The organism is Ferrimonas balearica DSM 9799, assembly GCF_000148645.1.
In the GTDB taxonomy this organism is placed as follows: domain Bacteria; phylum Pseudomonadota; class Gammaproteobacteria; order Enterobacterales; family Shewanellaceae; genus Ferrimonas; species Ferrimonas balearica.
This window is the reverse complement of the sequence record NC_014541.1, coordinates 436152-457959: the sequence shown is the minus strand read 5'-3', so window position 1 is coordinate 457959 and position 21808 is coordinate 436152. Positions and strand designations below refer to the sequence as shown.

Annotated in this window: 28 protein-coding genes; 10 read left to right on the top strand and 18 right to left on the bottom strand. The window is 61.0% G+C overall.

The annotated features are described in order from the left end of the window. The first annotated feature begins 240 nt into the window (after window positions 1-240). On the top strand, window positions 241-438 hold the full coding sequence (locus FBAL_RS02195) for a DUF2375 family protein (RefSeq protein WP_013343940.1): 198 nt from the start codon (window positions 241-243) through the stop codon (window positions 436-438). A gap of 12 nt (window positions 439-450) precedes the next feature. On the opposite strand, the gene FBAL_RS02190 is transcribed toward FBAL_RS02195, so the two are convergent. Next, window positions 451-807 (bottom strand): glutaredoxin family protein, encoded by a 357-nt coding sequence (locus FBAL_RS02190; protein WP_013343939.1) that lies wholly within the window; start codon window positions 805-807, stop codon window positions 451-453. A gap of 107 nt (window positions 808-914) precedes the next feature. On the opposite strand from FBAL_RS02190, the gene FBAL_RS02185 reads away from it, so the two are divergent. Continuing rightward, the gene (locus FBAL_RS02185) at window positions 915-1811 is read left to right on the top strand and encodes a LysO family transporter (RefSeq protein ID WP_013343938.1); all 897 of its coding nucleotides are present in this window, start codon (window positions 915-917) and stop codon (window positions 1809-1811) included. Window positions 1812-1865: 54 nt separating this feature from the next. Here FBAL_RS02185 and FBAL_RS02180 read toward each other — a convergent pair whose 3' ends face one another. The 3 genes from FBAL_RS02180 to zntR all read right to left on the bottom strand — a co-directional run bounded on the left by FBAL_RS02180 (window position 1866) and on the right by zntR (window position 3969). Then, window positions 1866-2156, bottom strand: coding sequence for a hypothetical protein (locus FBAL_RS02180; protein ID WP_013343937.1), 291 nt, complete (start codon window positions 2154-2156; stop codon window positions 1866-1868). Window positions 2157-2245: 89 nt separating this feature from the next. Then, window positions 2246-3568, bottom strand: a complete 1323-nt coding sequence (locus FBAL_RS02175) for an SO_0444 family Cu/Zn efflux transporter (protein ID WP_013343936.1) — start codon at window positions 3566-3568, stop codon at window positions 2246-2248. Next, a complete protein-coding gene (zntR, locus tag FBAL_RS02170) occupies window positions 3565-3969 on the bottom strand; it encodes a Zn(2+)-responsive transcriptional regulator (RefSeq protein WP_013343935.1) in 405 nt (134 codons plus the stop codon). The genes FBAL_RS02175 and zntR overlap by 4 nt, the downstream gene beginning before the upstream one ends. Window positions 3970-4317: 348 nt before the next feature. Between zntR and purH the strand changes: the two genes are divergently transcribed. Continuing rightward, a complete protein-coding gene (gene purH / locus FBAL_RS02165; protein ID WP_013343934.1) occupies window positions 4318-5910 on the top strand; it encodes a bifunctional phosphoribosylaminoimidazolecarboxamide formyltransferase/IMP cyclohydrolase in 1593 nt (530 codons plus the stop codon). Between the two features lie 416 nt (window positions 5911-6326). Beyond that, the gene (gene purD, locus FBAL_RS02155) at window positions 6327-7610 is read left to right on the top strand and encodes a phosphoribosylamine--glycine ligase (protein ID WP_041251447.1); all 1284 of its coding nucleotides are present in this window, start codon (window positions 6327-6329) and stop codon (window positions 7608-7610) included. Window positions 7611-7654: 44 nt separating this feature from the next. Here purD and FBAL_RS02150 read toward each other — a convergent pair whose 3' ends face one another. Together FBAL_RS02150 and FBAL_RS02145 are read right to left on the bottom strand one after the other, a co-directional pair. Next, window positions 7655-8191, bottom strand: coding sequence for a hypothetical protein (locus tag FBAL_RS02150; protein ID WP_013343931.1), 537 nt, complete (start codon window positions 8189-8191; stop codon window positions 7655-7657). Between the two features lie 207 nt (window positions 8192-8398). Then, window positions 8399-9817 carry an anaerobic C4-dicarboxylate transporter gene (locus tag FBAL_RS02145; protein WP_013343930.1) on the bottom strand — a complete coding sequence of 473 codons (1419 nt, stop codon included), beginning with the start codon at window positions 9815-9817 and terminating at the stop codon, window positions 8399-8401. 457 nt (window positions 9818-10274) lie between these two features. On the opposite strand from FBAL_RS02145, the gene FBAL_RS02140 reads away from it, so the two are divergent. Continuing rightward, entirely contained in the window at window positions 10275-10649 is a 375-nt protein-coding gene (locus FBAL_RS02140) for a glutaredoxin family protein (RefSeq protein ID WP_013343929.1), read from the top strand. Window positions 10650-10696: 47 nt separating this feature from the next. On the opposite strand, the gene FBAL_RS02135 is transcribed toward FBAL_RS02140, so the two are convergent. The 4 genes from FBAL_RS02135 to FBAL_RS20360 all read right to left on the bottom strand — a co-directional run bounded on the left by FBAL_RS02135 (window position 10697) and on the right by FBAL_RS20360 (window position 12586). Continuing rightward, the gene (locus FBAL_RS02135) at window positions 10697-11311 is read right to left on the bottom strand and encodes an HdeD family acid-resistance protein (protein ID WP_013343928.1); all 615 of its coding nucleotides are present in this window, start codon (window positions 11309-11311) and stop codon (window positions 10697-10699) included. Then, entirely contained in the window at window positions 11308-11760 is a 453-nt protein-coding gene (locus tag FBAL_RS02130) for a hypothetical protein (RefSeq protein ID WP_013343927.1), read from the bottom strand. Before FBAL_RS02130 ends, FBAL_RS02135 begins: the two co-directional genes overlap by 4 nt. Window positions 11761-11925: 165 nt before the next feature. Beyond that, complete coding sequence (locus FBAL_RS02125) at window positions 11926-12324, bottom strand: hypothetical protein (RefSeq protein ID WP_013343926.1); 399 nt, start codon at window positions 12322-12324, stop codon at window positions 11926-11928. 106 nt (window positions 12325-12430) lie between these two features. Further along, window positions 12431-12586, bottom strand: a complete 156-nt coding sequence (locus FBAL_RS20360) for a hypothetical protein (protein ID WP_013343925.1) — start codon at window positions 12584-12586, stop codon at window positions 12431-12433. Window positions 12587-12751: 165 nt separating this feature from the next. Here FBAL_RS20360 and FBAL_RS02120 point away from each other — a divergent pair, with 165 nt between their 5' ends. Continuing rightward, window positions 12752-12997, top strand: coding sequence for a DUF2960 domain-containing protein (locus FBAL_RS02120; RefSeq protein ID WP_013343924.1), 246 nt, complete (start codon window positions 12752-12754; stop codon window positions 12995-12997). A 3-nt stretch (window positions 12998-13000) separates the two neighbouring features. On the opposite strand, the gene FBAL_RS02115 is transcribed toward FBAL_RS02120, so the two are convergent. The 3 genes from FBAL_RS02115 to FBAL_RS20680 all read right to left on the bottom strand — a co-directional run bounded on the left by FBAL_RS02115 (window position 13001) and on the right by FBAL_RS20680 (window position 14129). Further along, window positions 13001-13285, bottom strand: a complete 285-nt coding sequence (locus tag FBAL_RS02115) for a hypothetical protein (RefSeq protein ID WP_013343923.1) — start codon at window positions 13283-13285, stop codon at window positions 13001-13003. A 101-nt stretch (window positions 13286-13386) separates the two neighbouring features. Next, on the bottom strand, window positions 13387-13620 hold the full coding sequence (locus FBAL_RS02110; RefSeq protein WP_013343922.1) for a DUF1289 domain-containing protein: 234 nt from the start codon (window positions 13618-13620) through the stop codon (window positions 13387-13389). Further along, a complete protein-coding gene (locus FBAL_RS20680) occupies window positions 13617-14129 on the bottom strand; it encodes a prepilin-type N-terminal cleavage/methylation domain-containing protein (protein WP_013343921.1) in 513 nt (170 codons plus the stop codon). Before FBAL_RS20680 ends, FBAL_RS02110 begins: the two co-directional genes overlap by 4 nt. A gap of 113 nt (window positions 14130-14242) precedes the next feature. Between FBAL_RS20680 and FBAL_RS02100 the strand changes: the two genes are divergently transcribed. Further along, window positions 14243-14797, top strand: coding sequence for a DUF4136 domain-containing protein (locus FBAL_RS02100; RefSeq protein ID WP_013343920.1), 555 nt, complete (start codon window positions 14243-14245; stop codon window positions 14795-14797). A gap of 309 nt (window positions 14798-15106) precedes the next feature. Here the strand turns inward: FBAL_RS02100 and FBAL_RS02090 are convergent, their stop codons facing one another. Both FBAL_RS02090 and FBAL_RS02085 read right to left on the bottom strand, forming a co-directional pair. Then, entirely contained in the window at window positions 15107-15532 is a 426-nt protein-coding gene (locus tag FBAL_RS02090; protein WP_013343918.1) for a DUF2780 domain-containing protein, read from the bottom strand. Between the two features lie 64 nt (window positions 15533-15596). Next, a complete protein-coding gene (locus FBAL_RS02085) occupies window positions 15597-17948 on the bottom strand; it encodes a helicase-related protein (RefSeq protein ID WP_013343917.1) in 2352 nt (783 codons plus the stop codon). A 109-nt stretch (window positions 17949-18057) separates the two neighbouring features. On the opposite strand from FBAL_RS02085, the gene FBAL_RS02080 reads away from it, so the two are divergent. The 3 genes from FBAL_RS02080 to FBAL_RS02070 all read left to right on the top strand — a co-directional run bounded on the left by FBAL_RS02080 (window position 18058) and on the right by FBAL_RS02070 (window position 19501). Then, a complete protein-coding gene (locus tag FBAL_RS02080) occupies window positions 18058-18255 on the top strand; it encodes a hypothetical protein (RefSeq protein WP_013343916.1) in 198 nt (65 codons plus the stop codon). An 84-nt stretch (window positions 18256-18339) separates the two neighbouring features. Then, window positions 18340-18750, top strand: coding sequence for a YccF domain-containing protein (locus FBAL_RS02075; protein WP_013343915.1), 411 nt, complete (start codon window positions 18340-18342; stop codon window positions 18748-18750). 79 nt (window positions 18751-18829) lie between these two features. Next, entirely contained in the window at window positions 18830-19501 is a 672-nt protein-coding gene (locus FBAL_RS02070; protein WP_013343914.1) for an HAD family hydrolase, read from the top strand. Here FBAL_RS02070 and FBAL_RS02065 read toward each other — a convergent pair. The 3 genes from FBAL_RS02065 to arsJ form a co-directional block, all read right to left on the bottom strand. Further along, window positions 19498-19992: a GNAT family N-acetyltransferase gene (locus FBAL_RS02065; protein ID WP_013343913.1), complete on the bottom strand. Its 495-nt coding sequence runs from the start codon at window positions 19990-19992 to the stop codon at window positions 19498-19500. The genes FBAL_RS02070 and FBAL_RS02065 overlap by 4 nt on opposite strands. Before the next feature lie 105 nt (window positions 19993-20097). Next, entirely contained in the window at window positions 20098-20574 is a 477-nt protein-coding gene (locus tag FBAL_RS02060) for a phosphatase domain-containing protein (RefSeq protein ID WP_013343912.1), read from the bottom strand. Then, window positions 20564-21808, bottom strand: coding sequence for an organoarsenical effux MFS transporter ArsJ (arsJ, locus tag FBAL_RS02055; protein ID WP_013343911.1), 1245 nt, complete (start codon window positions 21806-21808; stop codon window positions 20564-20566). Before arsJ ends, FBAL_RS02060 begins: the two co-directional genes overlap by 11 nt.

Here is a 21808-nt window from a genome sequence, read left to right as displayed (position 1 = left end):
AGAATAGAGAGGTTAGGGGGCAATTATACCCGCTTAAACGGGGGGCGCTATTTTGCGCGCATTGTGGACGGGACTCAACCAGTGTCAAACGGTTGTCACCCACGATTAGCTCAACCAGATCGCATTTCCGGTCGCCAGACCCCTCTTTTTGTTGCATTTTTGTTGGTGATAACAGAAGGTCTGGGACGGATCGTCTAACCGCGGAATCTCAATTGCCGTTTTTTTGACAAGGAGACGCCATTGGAACTCAGGGATGTGACCGTGCTGTTTTTCGACAGCGACGAATCATTGGTGATGAAAAAGGCCGTGGTGCGGGGAATGGCCACCGAGAACGGCAGCCGGGTCCAATTGCCGGAGCACTTTCGCGAAGGCAAGGTGATCGTCGCCGTGCTGAACGGCGACGTTGAAGTCTTGAGCCTGGTCGGCGACCGCATCTGATCGCCTCGGGATTCAGGGCTGTAACGGAGCCAGGATTCGGTTGAGCTCCGAGGGCCGATGACCCCGAATCACTTCCCCTTTCGCCAGCACCAGCGGGATACCGTGTCCCCCAAACTGGGCAAACTCCTGGGCCGCTGCCGGATTTTTCTCCATATCCAACTCAACAAAACTCTGGCCCCGGGCTGTCAGGTAATCGCGGGTTGCTGCACACGCCGGACACCAGGCCGCACTGTACATCACCACTTCACTGTCGTGGGCCTCATTAAAAGAGAGGGCAAGCCGATTGCCGGCACCGAGTTGGTATACCGAAAAGCCCATCAGGGCTACTAACATCACCAACGCCAGTGCTGCTGCACCTTTCTTTCCCATGATTCTCCTCACCGTAATATCAAGGTGTTATCCACCAACCTTCCAGCTTGATGGATGGTATACCAACTTGATAACCTTGCCGCGCCTTTTTTCACCGGAATTCGATCGTGGACACTTTGGTTATCCTCTCCCCGTTGGTGGTCGGCTACCTTATCCCGCTGCGTCACCGACCTACCCTGCAGTTGATCGATCGCGCCCTGACCGCCATCATCTACCTGATCCTCGGCCTGATGGGCGTTGGATTGGGCAGCATGGATAACCTAGCGGGTGAAATCGGCGGCATCCTGACCCTCACCCTCACCCTCATTGGCCTGACTCTGGTGGCCAACATCGCCGCCCTGCCCCTGGTGGACAAGCGCTGGCCTCTCAGTTTAGGCCAACAGGAGGGGGAAGTTCGCACCTTCGCTATGGTGGTGGAATCACTGCAACTGGCCGGGGTGGTATTGGCCGGCTTTATGCTTGGCCTGCTGTTTCCTCAGCCCAGCGCTCATATCGAATCCGGCGTTAACCTTATCCTGATGCTGTTACTGCTGTTGATCGGCATCCAGCTGCGCGCCTCCGGCATGAGCCTGCGCCAAATCCTGCTGAACCCCCGTGGCCTGGCCATTGCGGCTGCGGTGCTGGGCACCAGCCTGCTGGCTGGCGCGGCCACCGCCTGGTTATGGCAACTGCCGATTCACCATGGCATGGCGCTGGCGGCGGGCACCGGCTGGTACTCTCTGTCCGGGGCACTGGTCAGCGCCAAGCTGGGCCCGGCGATGGGGTCAGTGGCGTTCCTGGCGGACCTCTGCCGGGAACTGATCGCCATTATCCTGATCCCCCTTATGATGCGGCGCCAACCCGCTACGGCCATCGGTTACGGCGGCGCCACGGCGATGGATTTCACTCTGCCGATCATCCAGAAAAGCGGCGGTCCGCAAACCGTGCCCATCGCCATCGTCAGTGGCTTTGTGCTGAGTCTGGCCGGCCCGATCCTGATCCCCTTCTTCCTGTCGTTAGGCTAAGCGCAGGAAACAAAAACGCCGGGCATAATGCCCGGCGTTTTTTATGGGGTTCGATCACTCCGGCTTGGCCACTTCCTTATTGCACTGCCAGCCCCAACCACGCTGCTTCTCAACAAAGTTCTCAGCGCGCTGCTCACAGTAGCCTTCGGTATTCTGGGCCGTCCACAGGATCTGGCTGCCTTCCGGCTTGCTGTAGTGCACTTCGCAGGGCAGGGTTTCACCGTGCGGATAGTGCACCGCGATAATGCGTTCGACATTGCCCATGCCGCAGCGATAGACAATGGACTCGGCGGCCAGGGCCGGGGTAGCGGCCAACAGCGTGGCCAGCAGGGCAATCCCTTTCATGGGAAACTCCTTGTTAGAGCAATCGGGGGGTTTGAGAAGCTTACTGCATCCGGGCGACCATGGCCGCCCGGATCTTGACCCTTATCTGCTCAGGCCAGTGAGGTTCGGGCGGGCATCCATTTGGACCACATCGCCTTAACCATCAGGATGGCCAGCAGCACACCACTGCCGTACACCAGCCAATGCGGCAACATGCGGTGCTCCTCACCCACCAGCGGCATCACTTTAAAGCCAAACTCGGCCACCGCGTAATCCACCGCAAAGCCAAACAGCATGGCGGTGCCGATCACCCCGGTCAGGTAAGCCCACAGTGCCCGCTTGCCCAGCTCGTTGCGCACCACGCCAAGGGTGGCGATGTTGGTGGCCGGGCCCGCCATCATAAACACCAGCACAGCGCCCGGAGAGACACCGGCCAACAGCAGGCCAGCGGCGATGGGCGTAGAGGCGGTGGCGCAGATGTACATCGGGATGCTGACCAGCACCATCACGGTCATGGCCAGAATGCCGTCGCCCCACTGGGACAGGAACGAGGCCGGTACAAAGGTGTTCACCAGGGCGGCAAAGAACAGACCAACCAGCAGCCACAGGGTGGTGTCGCGCACCAGATCCGTCGCCGCATAGTTCACCCCATTCACCAGTTTGGCCACCACGCCCTCAGGCGCCGGCGCTTCTTTCTTACTGCTGCAACAGCCGCCCTGTTCGGACTTGGCTGGCTTGCTGGCGCAGCAACTGGCCACCTCGGCTTTGACTTCCGCCTTGCTGGAACAGCAACTGGTGCTCTCCGCCTTCACTTCGGACTTGCTGCCGCAGCAACCGGCACTCTCGGCTTTCACCTCGGATTTGCTTGAGCAGCAGCTGCTCTGAGCCTTAACCGCCGGTGCCGCCGCTTTGCTGGCACAGCAGCTGGCGCTCTCACCCTTCATGGTCGGGGCCGTCATCATGCTGCCGCCGGCGGCAACCGGGGTAAATTTGGGAGTCGGCTTGGCTTTGGCTTCCGCGTCATGCTGGTCGCGGCCCACCAACAGACCCGCCACGATGGCGGACACCACGGCGGTAATGGGTCGAACCACCGCCATAAAGGGACCAAGCAGAACGTAGGACACGGACACCGAGTCCACCCCGGTTTCCGGCGTGGCCACAAGGAACGCGGTGGTGGCGCTCTTCGATGCCCCGGAGCGACGCAGGCCAACCGCTGCGGGAATCACCCCACAGGAGCACAGCGGCAGCGGCGCGCCAAAGATGGCCGCCTTAACCGTCGGTTTAAAACCGTGGCCGCCAAGCTGCTTCTGCATCCAGCTCATCGGCACAAACATCTTGATCATGCCCGCCATAAACAGGCCCAGCAGCAGCCAGGGAGCAGAATCGAGGAACAGGTCGAGGAAGTTCAGCGCCAGTTCGGTCAGGGTGTTCATTGACGAACCTCCAGGGCATCCAGAATGGAGCAGTGCTCGGCACTTTCAGGGCCGCCGCAACAGGCGTCTGCCAGTTGCTGCAGGGAATCCCGGAACTGGTTGAGTTCGGCGATCTTCTGCTCCAGCTCCACCACTTTCTTCTCCACGATGCTTTTCACGTCCTGGCAGGCCCATTTGGCACGACTGGCTTCAATCACCAGCAGTTCATGGATCTGGGCCAGGGAAAATCCCACGGCTTTGGCGCGCAGGATAAAGCGCAGCTTAAGCTCGTCATCGTCGTTGTAGAGACGGTAGCCACTGTCGCTGCGGCCGCTGGGGGACAGCAGGCCATGTTTTTCGTAATAGCGCAGGGTGTCGGTTTTGATCTCATACCGCTGCGCCAGTTCACCGATGCGATACATACGCACTCCAAATTCCATCTGACCCGGCGAGTATAAACCTTGGAGTTTGGTCAAAGGTCAAAGGAAAAAGCGCGATAACGACAATCGATGCAGAAAAAATAGCGATGGCTCGGGAATCGGCGCTGATCTGGCGAACAATTTTGCGTAGAATACGCGCGCATCAGCGGGCGCGACGAGAAACGAGGGTATTTCGCCAAGCGCTAGCCGACCTTGATCGTGAACAAGGTTGGTTCATTTGAGTCCGACAAGGCTCAATCGGCTTGGCGAAATATCTTCAACATAATAAAGCGCCATCAATCCGGCTTGTCCGGGGCGAATGGCCATACCGCCAAAAGGACTCTGTACCCTATGAACGCACCCCGCCCGATCCGTCGAGCCCTGCTGAGTGTCTCCGACAAAACCGGCATCGTCGAGTTTGCCCGCGCCCTCTCTGAGCGTGGCGTAGAACTCCTCTCCACCGGCGGCACCGCCCGCCTGCTGGCCGACTCTGGCCTGAACGTCACTGAAGTGTCCGATTACACCTGCTTCCCCGAGATGATGGATGGCCGCGTCAAAACCCTGCACCCCAAAGTTCACGGTGGCATCCTGGGCCGTCGCGAGCAGGACGATGCCGTAATGGACAGCCACGGCATCAAGCCGATCGATATGGTTGTGGTTAACCTCTACCCCTTCGCCCAGACCGTCGCCAAAGCGGGCTGCACCCTGGAAGACGCCGTAGAGAACATCGACATCGGTGGCCCCACCATGGTGCGCTCCGCCGCCAAGAACCACAAAGACGTGGCCATCGTGGTCAACGCCCACGACTATGACCGCGTTATCACCGAGATGGACGCCGGTGAAGGCTCCCTCACCTTCCAGACCCGCTTCGACCTGGCCATCGCCGCCTTCGAACACACTGCCGCCTACGACGGCATGATCGCCAACTACTTCGGCACCATGGTACCGAGCTACGGCGACAACAAAGAGGGCGACGAGGAATCGGTATTCCCCCGCACCTTCAACCAGCAGTTCATCAAGAAGCAGGACATGCGCTACGGCGAGAACAGCCACCAGCGTGCCGCTTTCTACGTCGAGAAGAACGTGCAGGAAGCGTCTGTGGCCACCGCCGTGCAGCTGCAGGGTAAAGCCCTCTCCTACAACAACATCGCCGACACCGATGCAGCGCTGGAGTGTGTCAAAGAGTTTGACGTTCCGGCCTGCGTTATCGTCAAGCACGCCAACCCCTGTGGTGTGGCCCTGGGCGACAACATCCTCGACGCCTATGACCGCGCCTTCAAAACCGACCCGACCTCCGCGTTCGGCGGCATCATCGCCTTTAACCGCGAGCTGGACGGCGACACCGCCAAAGCGATCGTGGATCGTCAGTTTGTGGAAGTGATCATCGCCCCGAGCATCTCCGCCGATGCCAAGGCGATCGTGGCCGACAAGAAGAACGTGCGCCTGCTGGCCTGCGGTCAGTGGGAGAGCAAAACCACAGAGTTCGACACCAAGCGCGTCAACGGTGGCCTGCTGGTGCAGGACCGCGACCAGGGCATGGTGGGTCTGGACGACATCAAGGTGGTGTCCAAGCGTCAGCCCACCGCTGAGCAGCTGCAGGACCTGATGTTCTGCTGGAAGGTCGCCAAGTACGTGAAGTCCAACGCCATCGTGTACGCCAAAGATGGCATGACCGTGGGCGTGGGCGCCGGCCAGATGAGCCGCGTTTACTCCGCCAAAATCGCTGGCATTAAGGCCGCCGACGAGGGCCTGACCGTACCGGGTTCCGTCATGGCGTCTGACGCCTTCTTCCCGTTCCGTGATGGCATCGATGCCGCCGCAGAAGCGGGCATCAGCTGTGTGATTCAGCCGGGTGGGTCGATGCGTGATCAGGAAGTGATCGATGCAGCGGATGAGCATGGCATGGTGATGATCTTCACCAACATGCGCCATTTCAAACATTAATACTTCGTTGTCTGACGCTTGATAAAACCGCGAATTGCGGTGTCGGAGAGCTTCCTCGACCTCCTCATTTGCAGCAGCAAACTGCGGGGTCTGTGGAGCTCTCCTCCTAGCACTTCATCGGTTTTCTCGGCGCTTAGAGGTAACGTTGGCAAATCCAAGGAGGGTGTGATGAAAAGCTGTGAATGCGGCTGCGGTGAATATACCGCGGGCGGTAAATTCAGACCGGGCCACGACCAAAAGCTTCGTTCCCGGTTAGAAGCGAAAACTGGCGATCTACTTGGGATGCGAAACCTCGTTGAGAGTGCGTTCGCCTACAGCCAAGGGCAGATGTCGGAATCCGACTTTTTATCGCATGTCCGCAGTGTATTCGCTCAGCAACACACCCCCAGATAACCAGAATCAGAAGAGACAGGATGATGAAAGTATTAGTGATTGGCAGTGGTGGCCGTGAGCACGCGCTGGCGTGGAAAGTGGCTCAGAATCCGGCGGTAGAGCAGGTATTTGTGGCGCCGGGTAATGCCGGTACCGCCACCGAGCCGAAGGTGGAAAACGTGGCCGTATCCGGTAACGAGGCGCTGGTGGCCTTTGCCCGTGAGAATGGCGTCGGCCTGACCATCGTGGGTCCGGAAGCCCCGCTGGTGGAAGGCGTAGTGGATGCCTTTGACGCCGCCGGGCTGACCATCTTTGGCCCCACTGCGGCGGCCGCCCAGTTGGAAGGCTCCAAGGCGTTTACCAAGGACTTCCTGGCCCGCCATGCCATCCCCACTGCCGAGTACCAGAACTTCACCGAGGTGGAGCCGGCACTAGCCTACCTGCGTGAGAAGGGCGCTCCCATCGTGGTGAAGGCCGACGGCCTGGCCGCTGGTAAAGGCGTGATCGTGGCGATGACCCTGGCGGAAGCGGAAGCGGCCGTGGAAGACATGCTGGCTGGCAACGCCTTTGGCGATGCCGGTCACCGCGTGGTGATTGAAGAGTTCCTCGAAGGTGAGGAAGCCTCCTTCATCGTGATGGTGGACGGCGACAACATCCTGCCGATGGCCACCAGCCAGGACCACAAGCGGGTGGGCGACGGCGATACCGGCCCCAACACCGGTGGCATGGGCGCTTACTCTCCGGCTCCGGTGGTCACCCAGGCGATCCACGACCGCATCATGGCGGAGGTGATCCGCCCCACCGTTGATGGCATGAAAGCGGAAGGCCACCCCTACAAGGGCTTCCTCTACGCCGGTCTGATGATCGACGCCGACGGCACCCCCAAGGTGATTGAGTACAACTGCCGCTTTGGCGATCCGGAAACTCAACCGATCATGCTGCGCATGCAGTCTGACCTGGTTGAGCTGTGCCTGGCCGCCTGCGAAGGCAAGCTGGACCAGCACACCGCTGAGTTCGATCCTCGCGCCGCCGTGGGCGTGGTTCTGGCTTCCGGCGGCTACCCGGCCAGCTATGAGAAGGGCTTTGCCATCTCTGGCCTGCGCACCGAATACGCTGAGGGTGAGAAGGTGTTCCACGCCGGTACCGCCGAGCAGGATGGCGCCATCGTCAACACCGGCGGCCGGGTGCTGTGCGCCACCGCTCTGGGCCACACCGTCACCGAAGCGCAGCAGCGCGCTTACGCACTGGCGGACCAGATCAGCTGGCAGGGCATGTTCACCCGTCGCGATATCGCTTACCGCGCCATCGCCCGGGAGCAGCAGGGCTGACCGCCCGGCAACGCCCAGCAAAAAGGCCGCATTCGCGGCCTTTTTTAATCCCGGTAACGCTCCGGCTCAAAGGTGGCTTCATCCAGCAGGGTGAAAAACCCCTCCTGCTCCGACAGCTTCACCTCCACCGTCACCTGCACCGGCTGGTCAAACTGGTCATCCAGATCGAGCCGGACATTGAGGCTCGCCGACGCCACCTCATCTTCCGTCAACACCCGCTGAAAATCGCGAATGGCGGCCTCACCGGCCTCATCCAGCGCCAACAGGTATTGGTAGCGTGGTTCCGGCTCGCGACTGAACCAGCCGCCATCCACTTCAAACTGGCGATACTCCTCCTGCCGCACGGAGCCAGCAAACAACTGCTGCTGACCGTTATCCAACTCTGCCCCCAACTCCAGTCGGGTGGCTGCCAGCTGCACCGGCACATTCTGATCCAGGGTCAGCTTCAGCCGCAGTGCCTCCGGCTCCAGGGCCAGGAAGTCCTGCCGGTCGAATCCGGCCATCTTCACCATGGTCGCCACCGGTACCGACATACACCCCGTCAGCAGTAACAACCCCAGCCCCATCCATCCTTTGCGCATCCGTTGATTCCTTATCTCGCCACCTTTGGGTTCGCCGAGCCCACTCTGCTCTGCCGCCTGATTGCTGACCATTTGCCTGAACCATGGTAGCGGGGCTGAAGCACAAGTGTTACCTCCATCCCCGGAATCACCCCAGCAAAGGGGAAACGTGGCGAGGGCGGACAAAAAAACGGAGCCAATGGCTCCGTTTAACACCCACGTTTGGACTCAGGCCAAGGTTAAGGTCTCACTACTCAGGCGGTTCATATACAGATTGACCGCCAGCGCCAGGCCCACGATGGCAATGCCCCACAACCAAATGGGCAGCAGTCCGACCGACAAGGCGTAGCCAATGCAGGTGGCGCTAAACACCCCGATAAAACCGGGAATGAAGAAGCTGTGGTTGAGGATGTACTTACCGATTCGGGTGGTGCCGGAGCGATCGAAGGTGATCGCGGCGAGATCGGATGGGTAGAAGGGAAAGAAATAGTACGCATAACAGGCCGGCAATACGCCAATAAGGACTTCACCCGGAATCCCCAGCGTAAAGCCCAGGGGCAACATAATGGTCAGTACCGCGGCCTGGCTTTTCAGAAAGACTGAAGCCACATACATGGCGATGGCAAACGTCCAGGGGTGGGTTTTCACCACATCCTCGACCAGGCTGATAATGTAGGGCTTGTTATGAGAGATGATGGTGTCACTCATCCAGGCGATACCAAAAATGATGATAACCGCACTCATACCCGCGACAAACACATTGGTTTTTACGATCTTCTTCGGATCAATGTTGGTGCTTAACAGAATAATGGCACCAACAGAAAGCATCAGAAATTGCAGCGCCGTTGAGGTTTTTACTCCATCAGGGAGCAATCCAAGAGTTTTACCGAACATCGCCACAAAGATGACGGTAACAATACCCAGCAGGAATACCGTCAAGCCGCGCTTTGCCTTCTGACCGTCGTGCTCTGGCTTATCCGATTTGGCATCGGACTCATCAATCAATTGCGCTTTAAATTGCGGGTCTTGGCAACGCGCCAAAAACTCCGGGTCTTGATTCAGTTCTTTACCACGCTTCAGGCTCCATGTTGCCGCAATCAGAACCCCGGTCAGCGTCGCGGGGATGGTGACCAGCAGAACCTGTCCCAGAGTGATGTCGAGCTGATTGGTGGCGGCGGTTGCCATCACCACAGCGGCGGCAGCGGCAATGGGGCTCGCCGTGATGCCCATCTGTGATGCGATGGTGGCCATTGCCATGGGTCGTTCCGGACGGATCCCACGCTTGATACTGACGTCATAAATCACAGGAAGAAGCGGATAAACGGAGTGGCCGGTTCCCACGAGTACCGTCAGTGAATAGGTGCACAGTGGGCCGAGGAAAACGACTTTGGAGGGGTGCTTACGCAACAATTTTTCCGCGTACTTCACCAACAGTTTGAGGCCGCCCGTGGCTTCAAGCGTCGCCGAAGCGGCAACAACAGCCAGAATGATCAGCATCACCCCGATCGGTGGATTTCCCGGAGCAACGCCAAAGACGAAGCTGAGAATGGAAACCCCCAGTCCTCCCAGCAAACCAAAGGCAATGCCACCATAGCGGATGCCGACAAAAATCACGGCAAAGAGCAGAAGCATATGAACATAGAACATAATGACCCCTCTTTATTTCAAGACTGAGTCATATTACGGGCGCGCTGAAACAAATAGGCTGATCAATACAATAAAACGCGGCCAAATTAATTAAAGAAGATAAATATCTATGGCGGGTCACATTACCGTCTGTTTTTTCCGAATTTAGAATTAAGGAATCGCATCAGAAATAAAACGCGGCGCCTTGAGACAGTGGGCAATCTGTTGTAGGTCGCCAGTAAAACCAATGGGATCTCTGCGCCCGCCTGTCGGCCGGCTCGAACAATACGTATCCGCAGCACAGAGGGTTGTCAGAACGGCATTCGCTGCCAGATGCCGACCCGGCCACCCTTAGCGGATGGCCTGAACCAGGGCTAAACCGTCGCCCGATTGCTGGCCACTTGCGGGTTCCATGGTAGCGAGCCCGCAACACAAGTGTTACCCTGCGCCCAATTCCGATCAGATTGAGAGCTTCGTCATGTTTGTCATTCGCTGGATTTTGGGCCGCATCGTATTACTGGTGAATGCCCTGACTGCGCCTAAGCCGGCACAACGTCCGGCAGAGCAGCAGGCCAAGCTGGACCAGGCCATGGCCCGTTACAGCCTCTACCAGTACGACGCCTGCCCGTTCTGCGTCAAAGTGCGCCGGGCCCTGCGCCGCAACAACTTCAATATTGAGCTGCGCGACGCCAAGCAGGAGCCGCATCGCAGTGAACTGGAAGCCGGCGGTGGCCGCCTGATGGTGCCCTGCCTGCGCATTGAAGAAGCCGGTGAAGTGCGTTGGATGTATGAATCCAGCGACATCATCGCTTATCTCGAACAGCAATACGGCGACCAGCCGCAAGCCGCCTGAGTTTTCAGGACTGGGGCCCGACTCCTCCGGGCTCCGGTCCTCCCTCCTCAGGGATCGACGGTACGGTCTTCGCCGTCCACCACCTTGGCTCCATCAGCCCGTTGCTGGGCCCGCACCGCATCCATCCGATCTTTGGCGGCACTGACCATCCCCGCGGTAGTGATCATCATCAGCCCCATCATAATCAGCTTAATGCCCACCAGGATGCCGATAACGTAGCGTCCGGAAGCCGGCCATTGCCACAGGATCACCGCCGCCAGCGCCAGGGTGACCGCGCCATTGGCAAACATCATCAGCCAGTTACGCTGGGCCCGATACTGGAAGCTCGCCAGCAGGGTCGCCAGGCCATCGATCAGGAAGTAGATCCCGAGGATCAGGGTGATGGCCACCACCCCGGCAGTGGGGTTAAACAACAGGTACAAACCGGCGAAACTGGTCAGCAGGCCGAACACCAGCCGCAACGGAAACCCTGACAGTTCGCGGGTACGGAAGGCGAAGAACAACTGGGCCACACCCGCACACAACAGCAAGATACCCAACAGCATCTCCAGCGCCAGCCCGGTTGCCCATGGCATCGCCACGGACAAAATCCCCAGAATCAACAGGAAGATACCGCTGCGCCGACCCAATGTCAGGGCCGCATCCAAGGTGGTTTTGATCATGATTCACTCCCTAACGGTGATTCAGTAACACTAGGTGAAATCTCGCCGTATTCCTGCTGCTGTGCCTCTGCCACCATATTGTCGGTCAGCACGGCCACGATCTGAGCCCACTGCTGAACGATCGGCAGGCGCGCGTCGGCGGGGGCAGACAGGGTTTGGGCCACAAAGGTGGAAGGTGGAGAAGCCGGCGTCAGATCGGTGCCGGGGCGCTGAGCCAGCGCCTCGCCATACTGGCGATACAGCTGCACCATCTCGTCCAGCAAGCCGGTCACGGCATAGAAATTCAAGTGGCGAACCTGGTCCGGGTCGCCCATTTGGCTGGCCGCCGCATGCATCTCATCACGGGACTGCCACCCTCCGGCCCGATAGAGTTGCTCCATCCAGCGGAAGTAACCGGCCCCTTCCAGATCATCGCGGTATTGCAGGTAACGCTCCAGGGTTTGCCCCATTGGGGCCTCATCGCCGGGACAGCCCAAATGGCATACCGGTGTCGGCGTGCTGGCACAGCCAGACAACCAGAAAAGGACGAGAACAAACAGGGCGTTACGAAGCATGATTGGGTTCCGGCAGGGGTTTGTTCCAGAGTGCCCCCTGCCGGCATTGACTGCAACCGCTTAGCGGCCGAGGCGGGCACCGTAGGACAGTGACTGCATCTGCACCACGGGCATCACCGTTGCGGTGAGGCGGTCGTAGCAGTTCTGGTAACAGGCGGTGCCGGTCAGGGCAGCGCGCCGTTGCGGATCCCGTCGATCAAAGCTGAGATCGATACCAAACTCCGCCAGCAGTTCCCGCTCCAAAGGCAGGTGTTGATCCTCCACCACGTCCATAAATGCCAAAGCCATGGCATTAAAGTCCCGAATCGCGTTGCCCGGGGATTCGTTCACATCCAGACAGCGGTGCATGCGACCGTAGTACTGGATAAACAGAGGCACAAATGCACGGTACAACCCGGGTTGGGCGCAGCCGTGTTCAACCAGGGCCGGTTCCAGGCCTAATGGATCCATCAACGTCATAGCCTTCACTCCATTCGATGCCAGTGACGCCCCATCATGGAGGAGTCATCGCGCGCTGCCGCTGATCCAGATCAACGAAGCGGAGTGAAAATGTTTCTCTGCGGGCTCAGGAGTGGGCGCGCTGACGTTTGCGTGGACGCCGTTTGCGGGCGTGGTTGGGAATCGGCGTCACGGTTTGATGTTTGCGCTTACGCGGCACCAAAAAGAACAGTACGGCCGCAACCGCGACCAGCAACAACAGCAGGATGGTTACCATTTGCATAGGCACCTCAGCGTCCTTGTGGTTTTGCTCCAGCTTAGCAGGCCCGCTCACCGCGCAACCGGATCCGGATCAATTCCAGCGACGACCTTTGACCGCTACCCTGAGTTAAGGTAGAAATGCGGGTTTTTCCGGCGGCCCCTATGCCGCGGTGACAACGAGAGCGTTATGGCACTGAAACTGCAATACACCTACAAGGGCCACACCAAGGTGGTGGGTTACGCCAACGACAAGCATCACAGCATGTTTGAGGCCGCCGCGGCGGCGGAAGGGTTGGACCTGAAGCGCTACCAGATGCTGGAGCAGCAGGTGCAGATGAGCACCCGCGATAAGAAAGCCCATCGCGATTTCCGCGACAACTACTTCCGCGATCTCGGTTTCTCCGACATCCAGGTTATCCGCGACGAAGCCTGAGGGTTACAGGTCCCGGTGCAGCGATGCCAGCTCCTCGCGGGCGTCGCTGATCAGCCCCTGCAGGGACTGGGCGTCATCCGGTTTGAGCCGCAACTGCCAGTGCTGACCGCAGCAGAGGCGGCAATCGCCGGTCTCCTCAGGCCAGAATGACAGCTCGGCCAGGTTGGCATGCAGGGGCTCGGTTTTCCCCGCCAGCTCCACTTCCAATGTCCCGGTGGGATCGACAAAGAACGCACCGTGAACGGCGTTAGGCAGTGCCAGTCGACAACGATGAACATGGATATACATAACCCCTCCCCAGTGTGTTTCTGACCGTTACCTAAGTATGGCAGTTACGGCGGGGACGGCAGGCCATGTCACAAAAGATCTATGGCTCCGGGGCGCCGGGTTCAGTGCTCTTTGACCGCCAGCACCGCTTGACGGGTAATGGCGTGAGTTGGGCCTTCGGCCTCACGTCGGTAGGCTTCAGCACGGGCCGGCAGGCGAGCCAGGATATCGGCCTTCTCCGCCTCGGTGCGCCGGTTCCAGTTGGCGATCTCAGCAAGGGTACGGTAACAGCCCTGGCACACGTCCTGTTCATCCAGCTTACAGCACGCCACGCAGGGGGATTCAATTCGGGTCATTGGGCTAACACCTGGCCAGTATTGGAGTGATATTCAAACTGCTCGTTGCTGTCGGACAGCAGGGTAAAGCGGCACCTTCCGTTGCCCACATAATCAGACTGGATCTGCGCCTCATCGCGGCTGACGCCCGGCGCACGGCCGTCATTGGGCGACCACAGCTTCATATCGGTATCGACAATACCATCGAACACCAGCAGGCAGTCATGGTCGTTGTTGATGGAGACCAATCCCCCTTCCAACACGCCCACCGGATAGCCCGACTCGTTGAAGTCGACCTCATCAAAGCCACCGCAATCCAGATCCGCCACGGCGCCCTCACCGGCACGCAGTTGCCAACAGAGGTGGGACAGGTCCACCGCGCTCTCAAGCGCCGCCATCGTGGCGTAAAACCGGGACCGCTCAGCATCATCGCCAAGATTGAGATAGCGCGGCAGTGCCACCGCCGCAAGGATGGCCAGCAACACCACCACAATCACCAACTCGACCAGTGTGAACCCTTGACGCTTCATTTCAGTAACCGAATCTGTACCAGAGCGCTAAGATCATCATAAATGTCGGAAAAATAGCAACCGCTGGTACACACTAAGGCCAGAATCAATCTGTTATGGAGTGAGCCGAATCGATGAAGCGAATCCTGCGATCCCTGCTGCTGCCCCTCGCGGTAGTGGCGTCCCTCGGCGGTTGCGCCAGCCCTGCCGGCAATATTGATTACAACAGCGCTACCGACTTCTCTGCCATCAACCGCTATGGCTTCCTGCCCGTGGGCGATCAAACCGATCCGTTGGTGGCACAACGGCTGCAGGCCGCGCTGACCGAGCAATTAGACGGGCGCGGCTGGCAGCAGTTGGAACAGGTGGATGCCCAGGTCAGTGGTGACACCGTGGCAGTGCGCTACCACAGCTGGCCGGAGACCCGCAGTCGCGACTCGGGTTTGACCATCGGCGTCGGTGGAGGCCGCAGCAGCGGCAACACCAGTATTGGCGGCAGCGTCGCCATCCCGGTGGGCGACAGCGAGCGCATGGTGCAGGTGGTGCGCATCGATATGGTGCAGCAGGGTAAGGTGATCTGGCGGGGCAGCGATGACTACCCCATCAGTGAACGTGACAGTCCACAAAAGCGGACAGAGCGAACCGACAAACTGGTGGCCGAGTTACTGGCCCAGTTCCCGCCCCGGTAATCGGCGCCGGGTTAACTGTTCACGGACGCAAAGGCGGGCGCCTGGATGTTCCAGGGTACAGCCCGCTTCCCACCAGATCTGGCGTTCGAGGCAGGCGCCTGGCGCTTCGCCGTCAACGGAATTTGACGCTTCAACGCAGTGAATCGCGTGTTCAGGAAGTGCAGCAAGCACCATAAACCGGCCCCCACCATCGCCACCAATCTGGTGATCCAAACGCTGTTCATTGACCCGACTCCGCTCTGGGTTTGAGCCCAGTCTGGCGCCGGAACATGACGCTTGTCTGACCGCCCGGTGACGACTCGGTGACGGTTATGGCGACCACAGCTTGGTCAGGGTCCCAATCAGGTCCTCTCCACCCTGCTGCTTGAGGTAATCCATCACCACCGGGGCAAACTGACTGATGGTGTCGGCATCCAACCCCAGCGCACTCATCTGCTCCAGCACCTGGGCCATACCGGCGCCATCCCCCAGCACATTACCGAGGCTGCCCATCACCCCGCCCATGTCGGCGGATTCCGCCAGAGTGCTGGCTTCCGGCACCAGTTCCGCCAGTTGTGACCAGTCCTCTGAGCCCAAATCCTGCTTGGCATACGCCATCAATGCGCCCGCACCGCCGATGGCCTGATCCTCAGTGATGCCCAGTTCAGACACCAGAGTATCCACCAGAGACGCGCCCCAGGCGGGGGCTCCCATCGCCATCGCGGCGGCCAGAACCAAAATTCGCCAAATCCGCATCGTCTTTCCTCCTGTGATAACCGACATCAAGTGTAGTTGTCGCAGGGTCGGGACGAAGGCAAATTCAGCGCACGTCCACCACCCGACTGGCGCGCCGGTACTGAACCCGCCAACCGGCCCAGCTGGGCAACTCCCAGCGCTTGGGGTCGCTTTTCCGGCTGCCTTCGGCATACACCACGGTGACCCGCTTGGCCCGGGGCTGGTACTCCACATGCAGTTTCAGTTCTGCCAGCACCAGAAAGTGGGGAAAACGCTCATCAAACTCCGCCCGTTGCCACTCGGGAATGCCTTCAAAGTGCAGGTCCTGGGGCTCAATCAGTGCCAGATCCTGCTCGGACTCCACGCCGAGGTCCGCCAGTTGCTGCAGCAACCACGCCTGCGGGTCGATGGGCTCCCCCTCCCCCAGACCGAGCCCCAGCCACAACGCCCAGGCACGGGCGTCTGCCTGCAGTTGTGCCCCGGCCGGGGCCAGCAGCTGCCCGTCAAGAATCGACTGCACCATCGCTTGCCGCCCCTGCTCGCCCTCAGGTTGAGCCAAGCGCTGCTCAATCACACGGCCGGCATAGACCCTTTCCTGGGTGACCAACAGGCCCGTCTCGCCCTGGTTGAGCTCGCCCTGGCGCACCTCACCCAGCCCGGCTTCAACCAGTTGCGCCAGTGTCAGCGGCATCATGCAGGTGGCCAGATTCAGGGTCTGCTTGTGGCCCCGTCCTGGCAGGCTGTGCTGGTCCAGCACCAGCGCGGCTTCCGCCTCCTCCGCAAACCGGCTTTCCCGGCCCGGTTGCACCTCCATCACCCCATTGCCGAGGGCATCCCGGCGCTTGGCCCGTCGCACAAAAGCCAATTCCGGCATCGCCGCCAGAATCGCTTCACACCAGCGGCGATAGGGCAGATGCGAGCTGGCGCTCAACTGGGGCAGCGCCAGCGCGGCCCGGATCTGCTCTGCCAGCTGACGGGCCTCACTGTGCAGGGCCGGATCAATGGCCAACGCCTCCGGCGGTGACTGACGCAACAGCATCACCAGCGTGAGGCCGTCACAGGGTTGGGGTTGCCACGCTTTCAGCGCCTGTCGCCCCGCCTCGCTGGCCGGCAGGCGCCACAGTCGCTGACCCAGCGACAGGGCCGCCGCCAGGTCCACCATCGCCTCCATGCAGGGCTTATCCGGCATCGCGGTAATCAGGTGGGCAAATTGGGTATCGATGGGAAGGGGGAACAGGCGCCGGCCGTGTTCCGTAACGCCGCCCAGCCCATCGATAGCCGCCATGGCCCGCAGGCGCTGTTGCGCCAGCAGCAGGGATTTCTCCGGCAGCGGGTCGACAAAGCGCAGGTCAGACAGCACCGCACCGGCACAGGCGGCCGCCAGCATCGGTTCCACCAGCTCCTCCCGTTGCAGCTCCGGCGGCGTCAGCGCCTCCAGCGGGGCATGCTGGCCCCACAACCGCACACAGACACCGGGCGCCACCCGCCCTGCCCGTCCGGCCCGCTGGGCGGCGGACGCCTGGGAGATGCGGGTCAGCGCCAGTACGGTACGGCCATTACGTTGGCGGGTGCGCCGCTCCAGACCGCTGTCTATCACCACGGTCACGCCGGGAATGGTGAGTGAGGTTTCCGCCACATTGGTGGCCAGAATCACACGGCGCTGTGGCCCGGCGGTCAACGCCTGGCGCTGCAACGGACGGGGTACCGAGGCGTGCAGCGGCAACACCAGAGCCCGGTCCCCCAACGCCGCTTTGAGGCTGGCCTCGCATTGGCTGATCTCCTTACGGCCGGGCAGAAACACCAGCACATCCCCCTCCCGCGCCGCCAGCTGGTCGGCTACCGCGTCCGCGACGCGCTGCACCAACCCGCGATCATCCGGCAGGCTGTGGCTGTCCCGGGCCTGATGCTGGATCTGCACCTCGAAGCGGCGCCCCTCCGCGTAAAGGCGTTCGCCCCCGAGGTAATCCGCGAGGCGGACGCCATCGACGGTTGCAGAGGTCAACACCAGCCGGTGCTGCTGCCGCCGTTGCAGCAGGGCCAGCAGCAGGTCGGTATCCCAGCGACGCTCGTGAAACTCATCGATGATCACGGTGTGGAAGCCTGCCAGCCCATCCTCCGTCAGCCAGCGCAGGGCGATACCGGGGGTGACAAAGGCCACCTCAGTGGTGTCCATGACGTTGCTGTCGAACCGGATGGCGTACCCCACCTGCTCGCCCAACGGTTGCCCCGACTCCGCCGCCAGAAACTCCGCCAGCGCGGTACAGGCCACCCGGCGCGGCTCCACCACCAATACCCGCCCTAATTGGGCCGCCCAGATCGGCAAGCGGGTCGATTTACCGGAACCGGTGTCCGCTTCCACCACCAGATGGTGGTGGCGCAGGTGCTCAAGAAACTGGGGCTGCAGGGGATCAATGGGCAGGCTGGCAATGGCACTCATGGGACGACGGCGGGATGATCAGAAAAAGGTGACGTCATGGTAACACGGGCGCTCAAGTTCCCCCGCGACGGGTCGATAAACGGATAAGACGCCCAGCAAGGAAGTATCGATGATCGTCAGCGCCGCACACTCCGCCTATCACTGGGTGATGCCCAAAGCCCTCTGCCCCGCCGACCACAGCCAGGATCTGCCCAAGCAGGCCGAGGCCATTGCTGAGAAAGCGGACCCGGTTGAAGCCGCTACGGAGCTGGCCGTCGAGGTGGGTAAAGCCGCCTATCTGGGGCGCAAGCTGCTGGCCGTGGTCTGAATTCGGTTACCGCCGCTCACACTTTTCCCTTCCTAACCCCCGCGCCAGGCTCTATGCTGGAACCATATTAACGGGGGTAACACCATGGATTTACTTCGATTTATCGGCAATGTCATCTGGTTGATCTGGGGCGGCATTGCCATGGCATTGGGCTGGGCCCTGGTGGGGGTGATTCTGGCCCTGACCATCATCGGCCTGCCCTGGGCACGCAGCTGTTTTGTTATCGCCCAACTGTCGCTGTGGCCCTTCGGCAAAGACGTGGCCAACCGGCGCGTGGTGAACCGTGAGGATGACATCGGCACCGGCGCGCTGGGCACCATCGGCAACGTCATCTGGTTTCTGGTGGCGGGGCTGTGGCTGGCGCTGGGTCACCTGTTCTTCGCTGTCACCCTGTTCTGCACCATTATCGGCATCCCCTTCGGCCTGCAGCATGTCAAACTGGCGATGCTGACGGTGGCCCCCATCGGCTACACCCTGGTGGACGATCCGGACTAGGATCACGACAACCGGGCAAGGGGATTGCGGCGCCGCCAAGGGGCCGCTATTTTGCCCGCTTTTACCAGGCCCGAACCCGATGACACACTGCGCACCCGAGTCCCTTCCTACCCAACTGCTGGCCCGACTGGCCGGTTACCGCCAGGTGATCTGGGACTGGAACGGCACTTTGGTCAACGACGCCCCGCTGGCCACCGACATCGTCAATGCCATGCTGTCGGAGCACCAGCTGCCGGCCACCGCACTGGACCACTACCGCGACACCTTCTGTCACCCGGTGGAGGCCTACTACCAGCGCATCGGCCTGACCGAAAAATTGAGCTTTGACGTCATCTGCCAACGCTTCGGCCAGGATTACCGGGCAGCGCGTGACCGCCTCAATCTGCATCCGGGCGCCCGCCCGCTACTGCATGCCCTGAGCCAGACCCACACCCAATCACTGCTCTCCGCCAGCTCGCAAAGCAGCCTGGAGCACTGTCTCGACCATCACCGCATCAGCACCTGCTTCCACCACGTCTATGGCCTCGACAACCATCACGCGGCCTGCAAGATTGACCGCGGCCACGAGCTGCTCAAAGCGGCCGGCGTGCGCGCCAGTGATACCGTGATGATTGGGGACACCGACCATGACCATGAGGTGGCTGAAGCCCTGGGCATCGACCTGATCCTGATCGCCGACGGCCACCAGAGCCACGCCAGCCTCAGCCAGCTGGGTGCTGAGCTTTACCCGGGCTGGGACGCTCTGCGTTAATCCCGGATCCGGGCCATCCGCATCACATCGACCCGCGCCCCATCGCGAAACGCCGCGGCGCGGGCGATCCCCTCCGGCTCAAAGCCGTGGCGCCGATACAGCGCCAGAGCCGCCTCGTTGTCGGTATAGACATCCAGCTCCAGCCGGGTCAGCGCCAGCCACTGCTCTCCCAGGTTGATCGCCGCCTGCAACAGGGCACTGCCGACGCCGCGCCCCTGCCACTCAGGTACGACTGCCATGCCAATCTCAGCAACGTGACGCCGCCTCGGGTTACTGGCCTGGGCCAGCATCAGGTTGCCCACCACGTCACCCGCGTCGTTTTCAGCCACCAGCAGGTGCTGATCAGGGCCCAGCTGCGCCAGCCGCTGCTGCCACATGGTGAGGGATGGCCACGGCAGTTGCAGGGTATTGCTGAAACAGATCTCGGCGGACATGGTGGCCTGCAAGGCCTCAGCATCGCTGGGTTCGGCGCGACGGATGGTGATGGACATGGTGCTCTCCCTGAAACGGCAAACCGTTAGCAGTACCACAGCCCGGATAAAAAAACACCGCCGCGACCTAATGGCCACGGCGGTGTGTGTTCAGCCAACGCAACGTCAGCGTTGCAGATAACCCAGCTGGCTGTCCTGCTCCAGTGCGCCCGGACGGGCTTCCCGCACCCGGTCCAGCGTCTCCTGCCAGTCGGCGCCGCTGTCCAGCAGCAGCTTAGCCGCCACCAGGCCGGTACGTCCGGTGCCGCCCCGGCAGTGCACCGAAACCCGCTTTCCGGACTCCATCAGGGCGGTCAGCATCTCCCGCTGCTCTGCCCAGGCGGCGTCAAACTCAGCATCCGGCAAAGACTTATCCTGCACCGGCAGATGCACCCACTGCATCCCGGCTGCCTCCACCTCCTGCCCCAGGGTGGGGATGCCGAAGCGGGTCAGCTCCTCCTCGGTCAGGGTGGTGACCACCGCCGCTACGCCGGCTGCCGCCAGCAGCGCCACATCCTCCTTCAGCCTCCCTTCGAGGCCAGGGGCGGGATGCAGGGCCATCGGCAGGCCGTTAACGTCGATGAAAGCCGGTTCAAATGCCATGTCGAGCTCCTTGTTCATGGTCGGCACCGCGGGGCAGGCCGATGGAGATGAGGGCGGTCAGTGCCAGAAAGGCCGCGGAGATCCAAAGGCAGGCGGCCAGGCCTGCCATCTGGAATACCCAGCCGGACAACACGGTGCCGACCAGCCGGCCCATGGCATTGGCCATGTAGTAAAAACCGACATCCAGTGACACCCCGTCCTCACCAGCGTAGTGGACAATCAGAAACGAGTGCAGACTCGAATTGATGGCAAAGGCCGCGCCAAACACCATCAAACCAAACACCAAAGTGAACTGGGGGTGCCAGTCCAGTTGTACGCCGGTGGCCACTGCAACGGTCACTGCGCACAGCAATAACGCCCATTTCAGCGCCGCCGCCCCATCCGGGATCTGGCCCCGGGCGGTGCCGGTCAGGCGCGGGGCCAACCCCTGCACCAGGCCGTAACCAATGACCCAGGTGGCCAGGAAGGCGCCCACCGCGGAGTGGCTCCAGCCGAACACGCTGCCCAGGGTGATGGGCAACGCGATGACAAACCACACATCACGAGCCCCAAACAGGAATAATCGGGCCGCCGACAGGATGTTGATGCTGCGGCTTTTCGAGAACATCTCGGAAAACTTGGGCTTGTTCTTGGCTTTGCCCAGATCCTTACCCAGCCACAGCAGGCTGAGGATCAACACCCCCACCAACACCGAGGCCATCGCCACCATGGCGCCTTGGAAGCCCAGCCAGCCCAGCAGCACCCCGCCGAGGAAAAAGCCGAAGCCTTTCAGGGCGTTTTTCGATCCGGTCAGGATCGCCACCCACTTGTACAGCGCCCCCGGCTCCCCCTTCGGCACCAGCATCTTGATGGCGCTTTTGGCGCTCATCTTGTTGAGGTCTTTGGCGATGCCGGACAGCGCCTGCGCTGCCATTACGTAGGGCACCGATAACATGCCGGAGGGCACCGCCAGCATCGCCAGCGCCACCACCTGCATCGCCAGACCCAGATTCATGGTGCGGTTCAGCCCCAGACGTGCGCCCAGGTAGCCGCCCACCAGATTGGTGACCACACCGAAAATCTCGTAGAACAGGAACAGGGACGCGATCGCCAGCGGGCTGTAACCCAGCTGGTGGAAGTGCAGCACCACCAGCATCCGCAGCGCCCCGTCGGTCAGGGTAAAGTTCCAGTAGTTAAACGTGATCAGCAGGTACTGCTTTACGTCACGGCTCAGTCCGGACAGGGCGCTGACCAT

Excerpts from the sequence above, each read along its gene's own strand:
- purH (WP_013343934.1), top strand. The coding sequence starts at position 4,318 with ATGAACGCACCCCGCCCGATCCGTCGAGCCCTGCTGAGTGTCTCCGAC.
- FBAL_RS02150 (WP_013343931.1), bottom strand. The coding sequence starts at position 8,191 with ATGCGCAAAGGATGGATGGGGCTGGGGTTGTTACTGCTGACGGGGTGT.
- arsJ (WP_013343911.1), bottom strand. The coding sequence starts at position 21,808 with ATGGTCAGCGCCCTGTCCGGACTGAGCCGTGACGTAAAGCAGTACCTG.
- FBAL_RS02080 (WP_013343916.1), top strand. The coding sequence starts at position 18,058 with ATGATCGTCAGCGCCGCACACTCCGCCTATCACTGGGTGATGCCCAAA.
- FBAL_RS02140 (WP_013343929.1), top strand. The coding sequence starts at position 10,275 with ATGTTTGTCATTCGCTGGATTTTGGGCCGCATCGTATTACTGGTGAAT.
- zntR (WP_013343935.1), bottom strand. The coding sequence starts at position 3,969 with ATGTATCGCATCGGTGAACTGGCGCAGCGGTATGAGATCAAAACCGAC.
- FBAL_RS02075 (WP_013343915.1), top strand. The coding sequence starts at position 18,340 with ATGGATTTACTTCGATTTATCGGCAATGTCATCTGGTTGATCTGGGGC.
- FBAL_RS02175 (WP_013343936.1), bottom strand. The coding sequence starts at position 3,568 with ATGAACACCCTGACCGAACTGGCGCTGAACTTCCTCGACCTGTTCCTC.
- FBAL_RS02085 (WP_013343917.1), bottom strand. The coding sequence starts at position 17,948 with ATGAGTGCCATTGCCAGCCTGCCCATTGATCCCCTGCAGCCCCAGTTT.
- FBAL_RS02120 (WP_013343924.1), top strand. The coding sequence starts at position 12,752 with ATGGCACTGAAACTGCAATACACCTACAAGGGCCACACCAAGGTGGTG.
- FBAL_RS20680 (WP_013343921.1), bottom strand. The coding sequence starts at position 14,129 with ATGAAGCGTCAAGGGTTCACACTGGTCGAGTTGGTGATTGTGGTGGTG.
- FBAL_RS02090 (WP_013343918.1), bottom strand. The coding sequence starts at position 15,532 with ATGCGGATTTGGCGAATTTTGGTTCTGGCCGCCGCGATGGCGATGGGA.
- FBAL_RS02190 (WP_013343939.1), bottom strand. The coding sequence starts at position 807 with ATGGGAAAGAAAGGTGCAGCAGCACTGGCGTTGGTGATGTTAGTAGCC.
- FBAL_RS02135 (WP_013343928.1), bottom strand. The coding sequence starts at position 11,311 with ATGATCAAAACCACCTTGGATGCGGCCCTGACATTGGGTCGGCGCAGC.
- FBAL_RS02070 (WP_013343914.1), top strand. The coding sequence starts at position 18,830 with ATGACACACTGCGCACCCGAGTCCCTTCCTACCCAACTGCTGGCCCGA.
- FBAL_RS02065 (WP_013343913.1), bottom strand. The coding sequence starts at position 19,992 with ATGTCCATCACCATCCGTCGCGCCGAACCCAGCGATGCTGAGGCCTTG.
- FBAL_RS02145 (WP_013343930.1), bottom strand. The coding sequence starts at position 9,817 with ATGTTCTATGTTCATATGCTTCTGCTCTTTGCCGTGATTTTTGTCGGC.
- FBAL_RS02180 (WP_013343937.1), bottom strand. The coding sequence starts at position 2,156 with ATGAAAGGGATTGCCCTGCTGGCCACGCTGTTGGCCGCTACCCCGGCC.
- purD (WP_041251447.1), top strand. The coding sequence starts at position 6,327 with ATGAAAGTATTAGTGATTGGCAGTGGTGGCCGTGAGCACGCGCTGGCG.
- FBAL_RS02100 (WP_013343920.1), top strand. The coding sequence starts at position 14,243 with ATGAAGCGAATCCTGCGATCCCTGCTGCTGCCCCTCGCGGTAGTGGCG.
- FBAL_RS02115 (WP_013343923.1), bottom strand. The coding sequence starts at position 13,285 with ATGTATATCCATGTTCATCGTTGTCGACTGGCACTGCCTAACGCCGTT.
- FBAL_RS02110 (WP_013343922.1), bottom strand. The coding sequence starts at position 13,620 with ATGACCCGAATTGAATCCCCCTGCGTGGCGTGCTGTAAGCTGGATGAA.
- FBAL_RS20360 (WP_013343925.1), bottom strand. The coding sequence starts at position 12,586 with ATGCAAATGGTAACCATCCTGCTGTTGTTGCTGGTCGCGGTTGCGGCC.
- FBAL_RS02060 (WP_013343912.1), bottom strand. The coding sequence starts at position 20,574 with ATGGCATTTGAACCGGCTTTCATCGACGTTAACGGCCTGCCGATGGCC.
- FBAL_RS02125 (WP_013343926.1), bottom strand. The coding sequence starts at position 12,324 with ATGACGTTGATGGATCCATTAGGCCTGGAACCGGCCCTGGTTGAACAC.
- FBAL_RS02130 (WP_013343927.1), bottom strand. The coding sequence starts at position 11,760 with ATGGGGCAAACCCTGGAGCGTTACCTGCAATACCGCGATGATCTGGAA.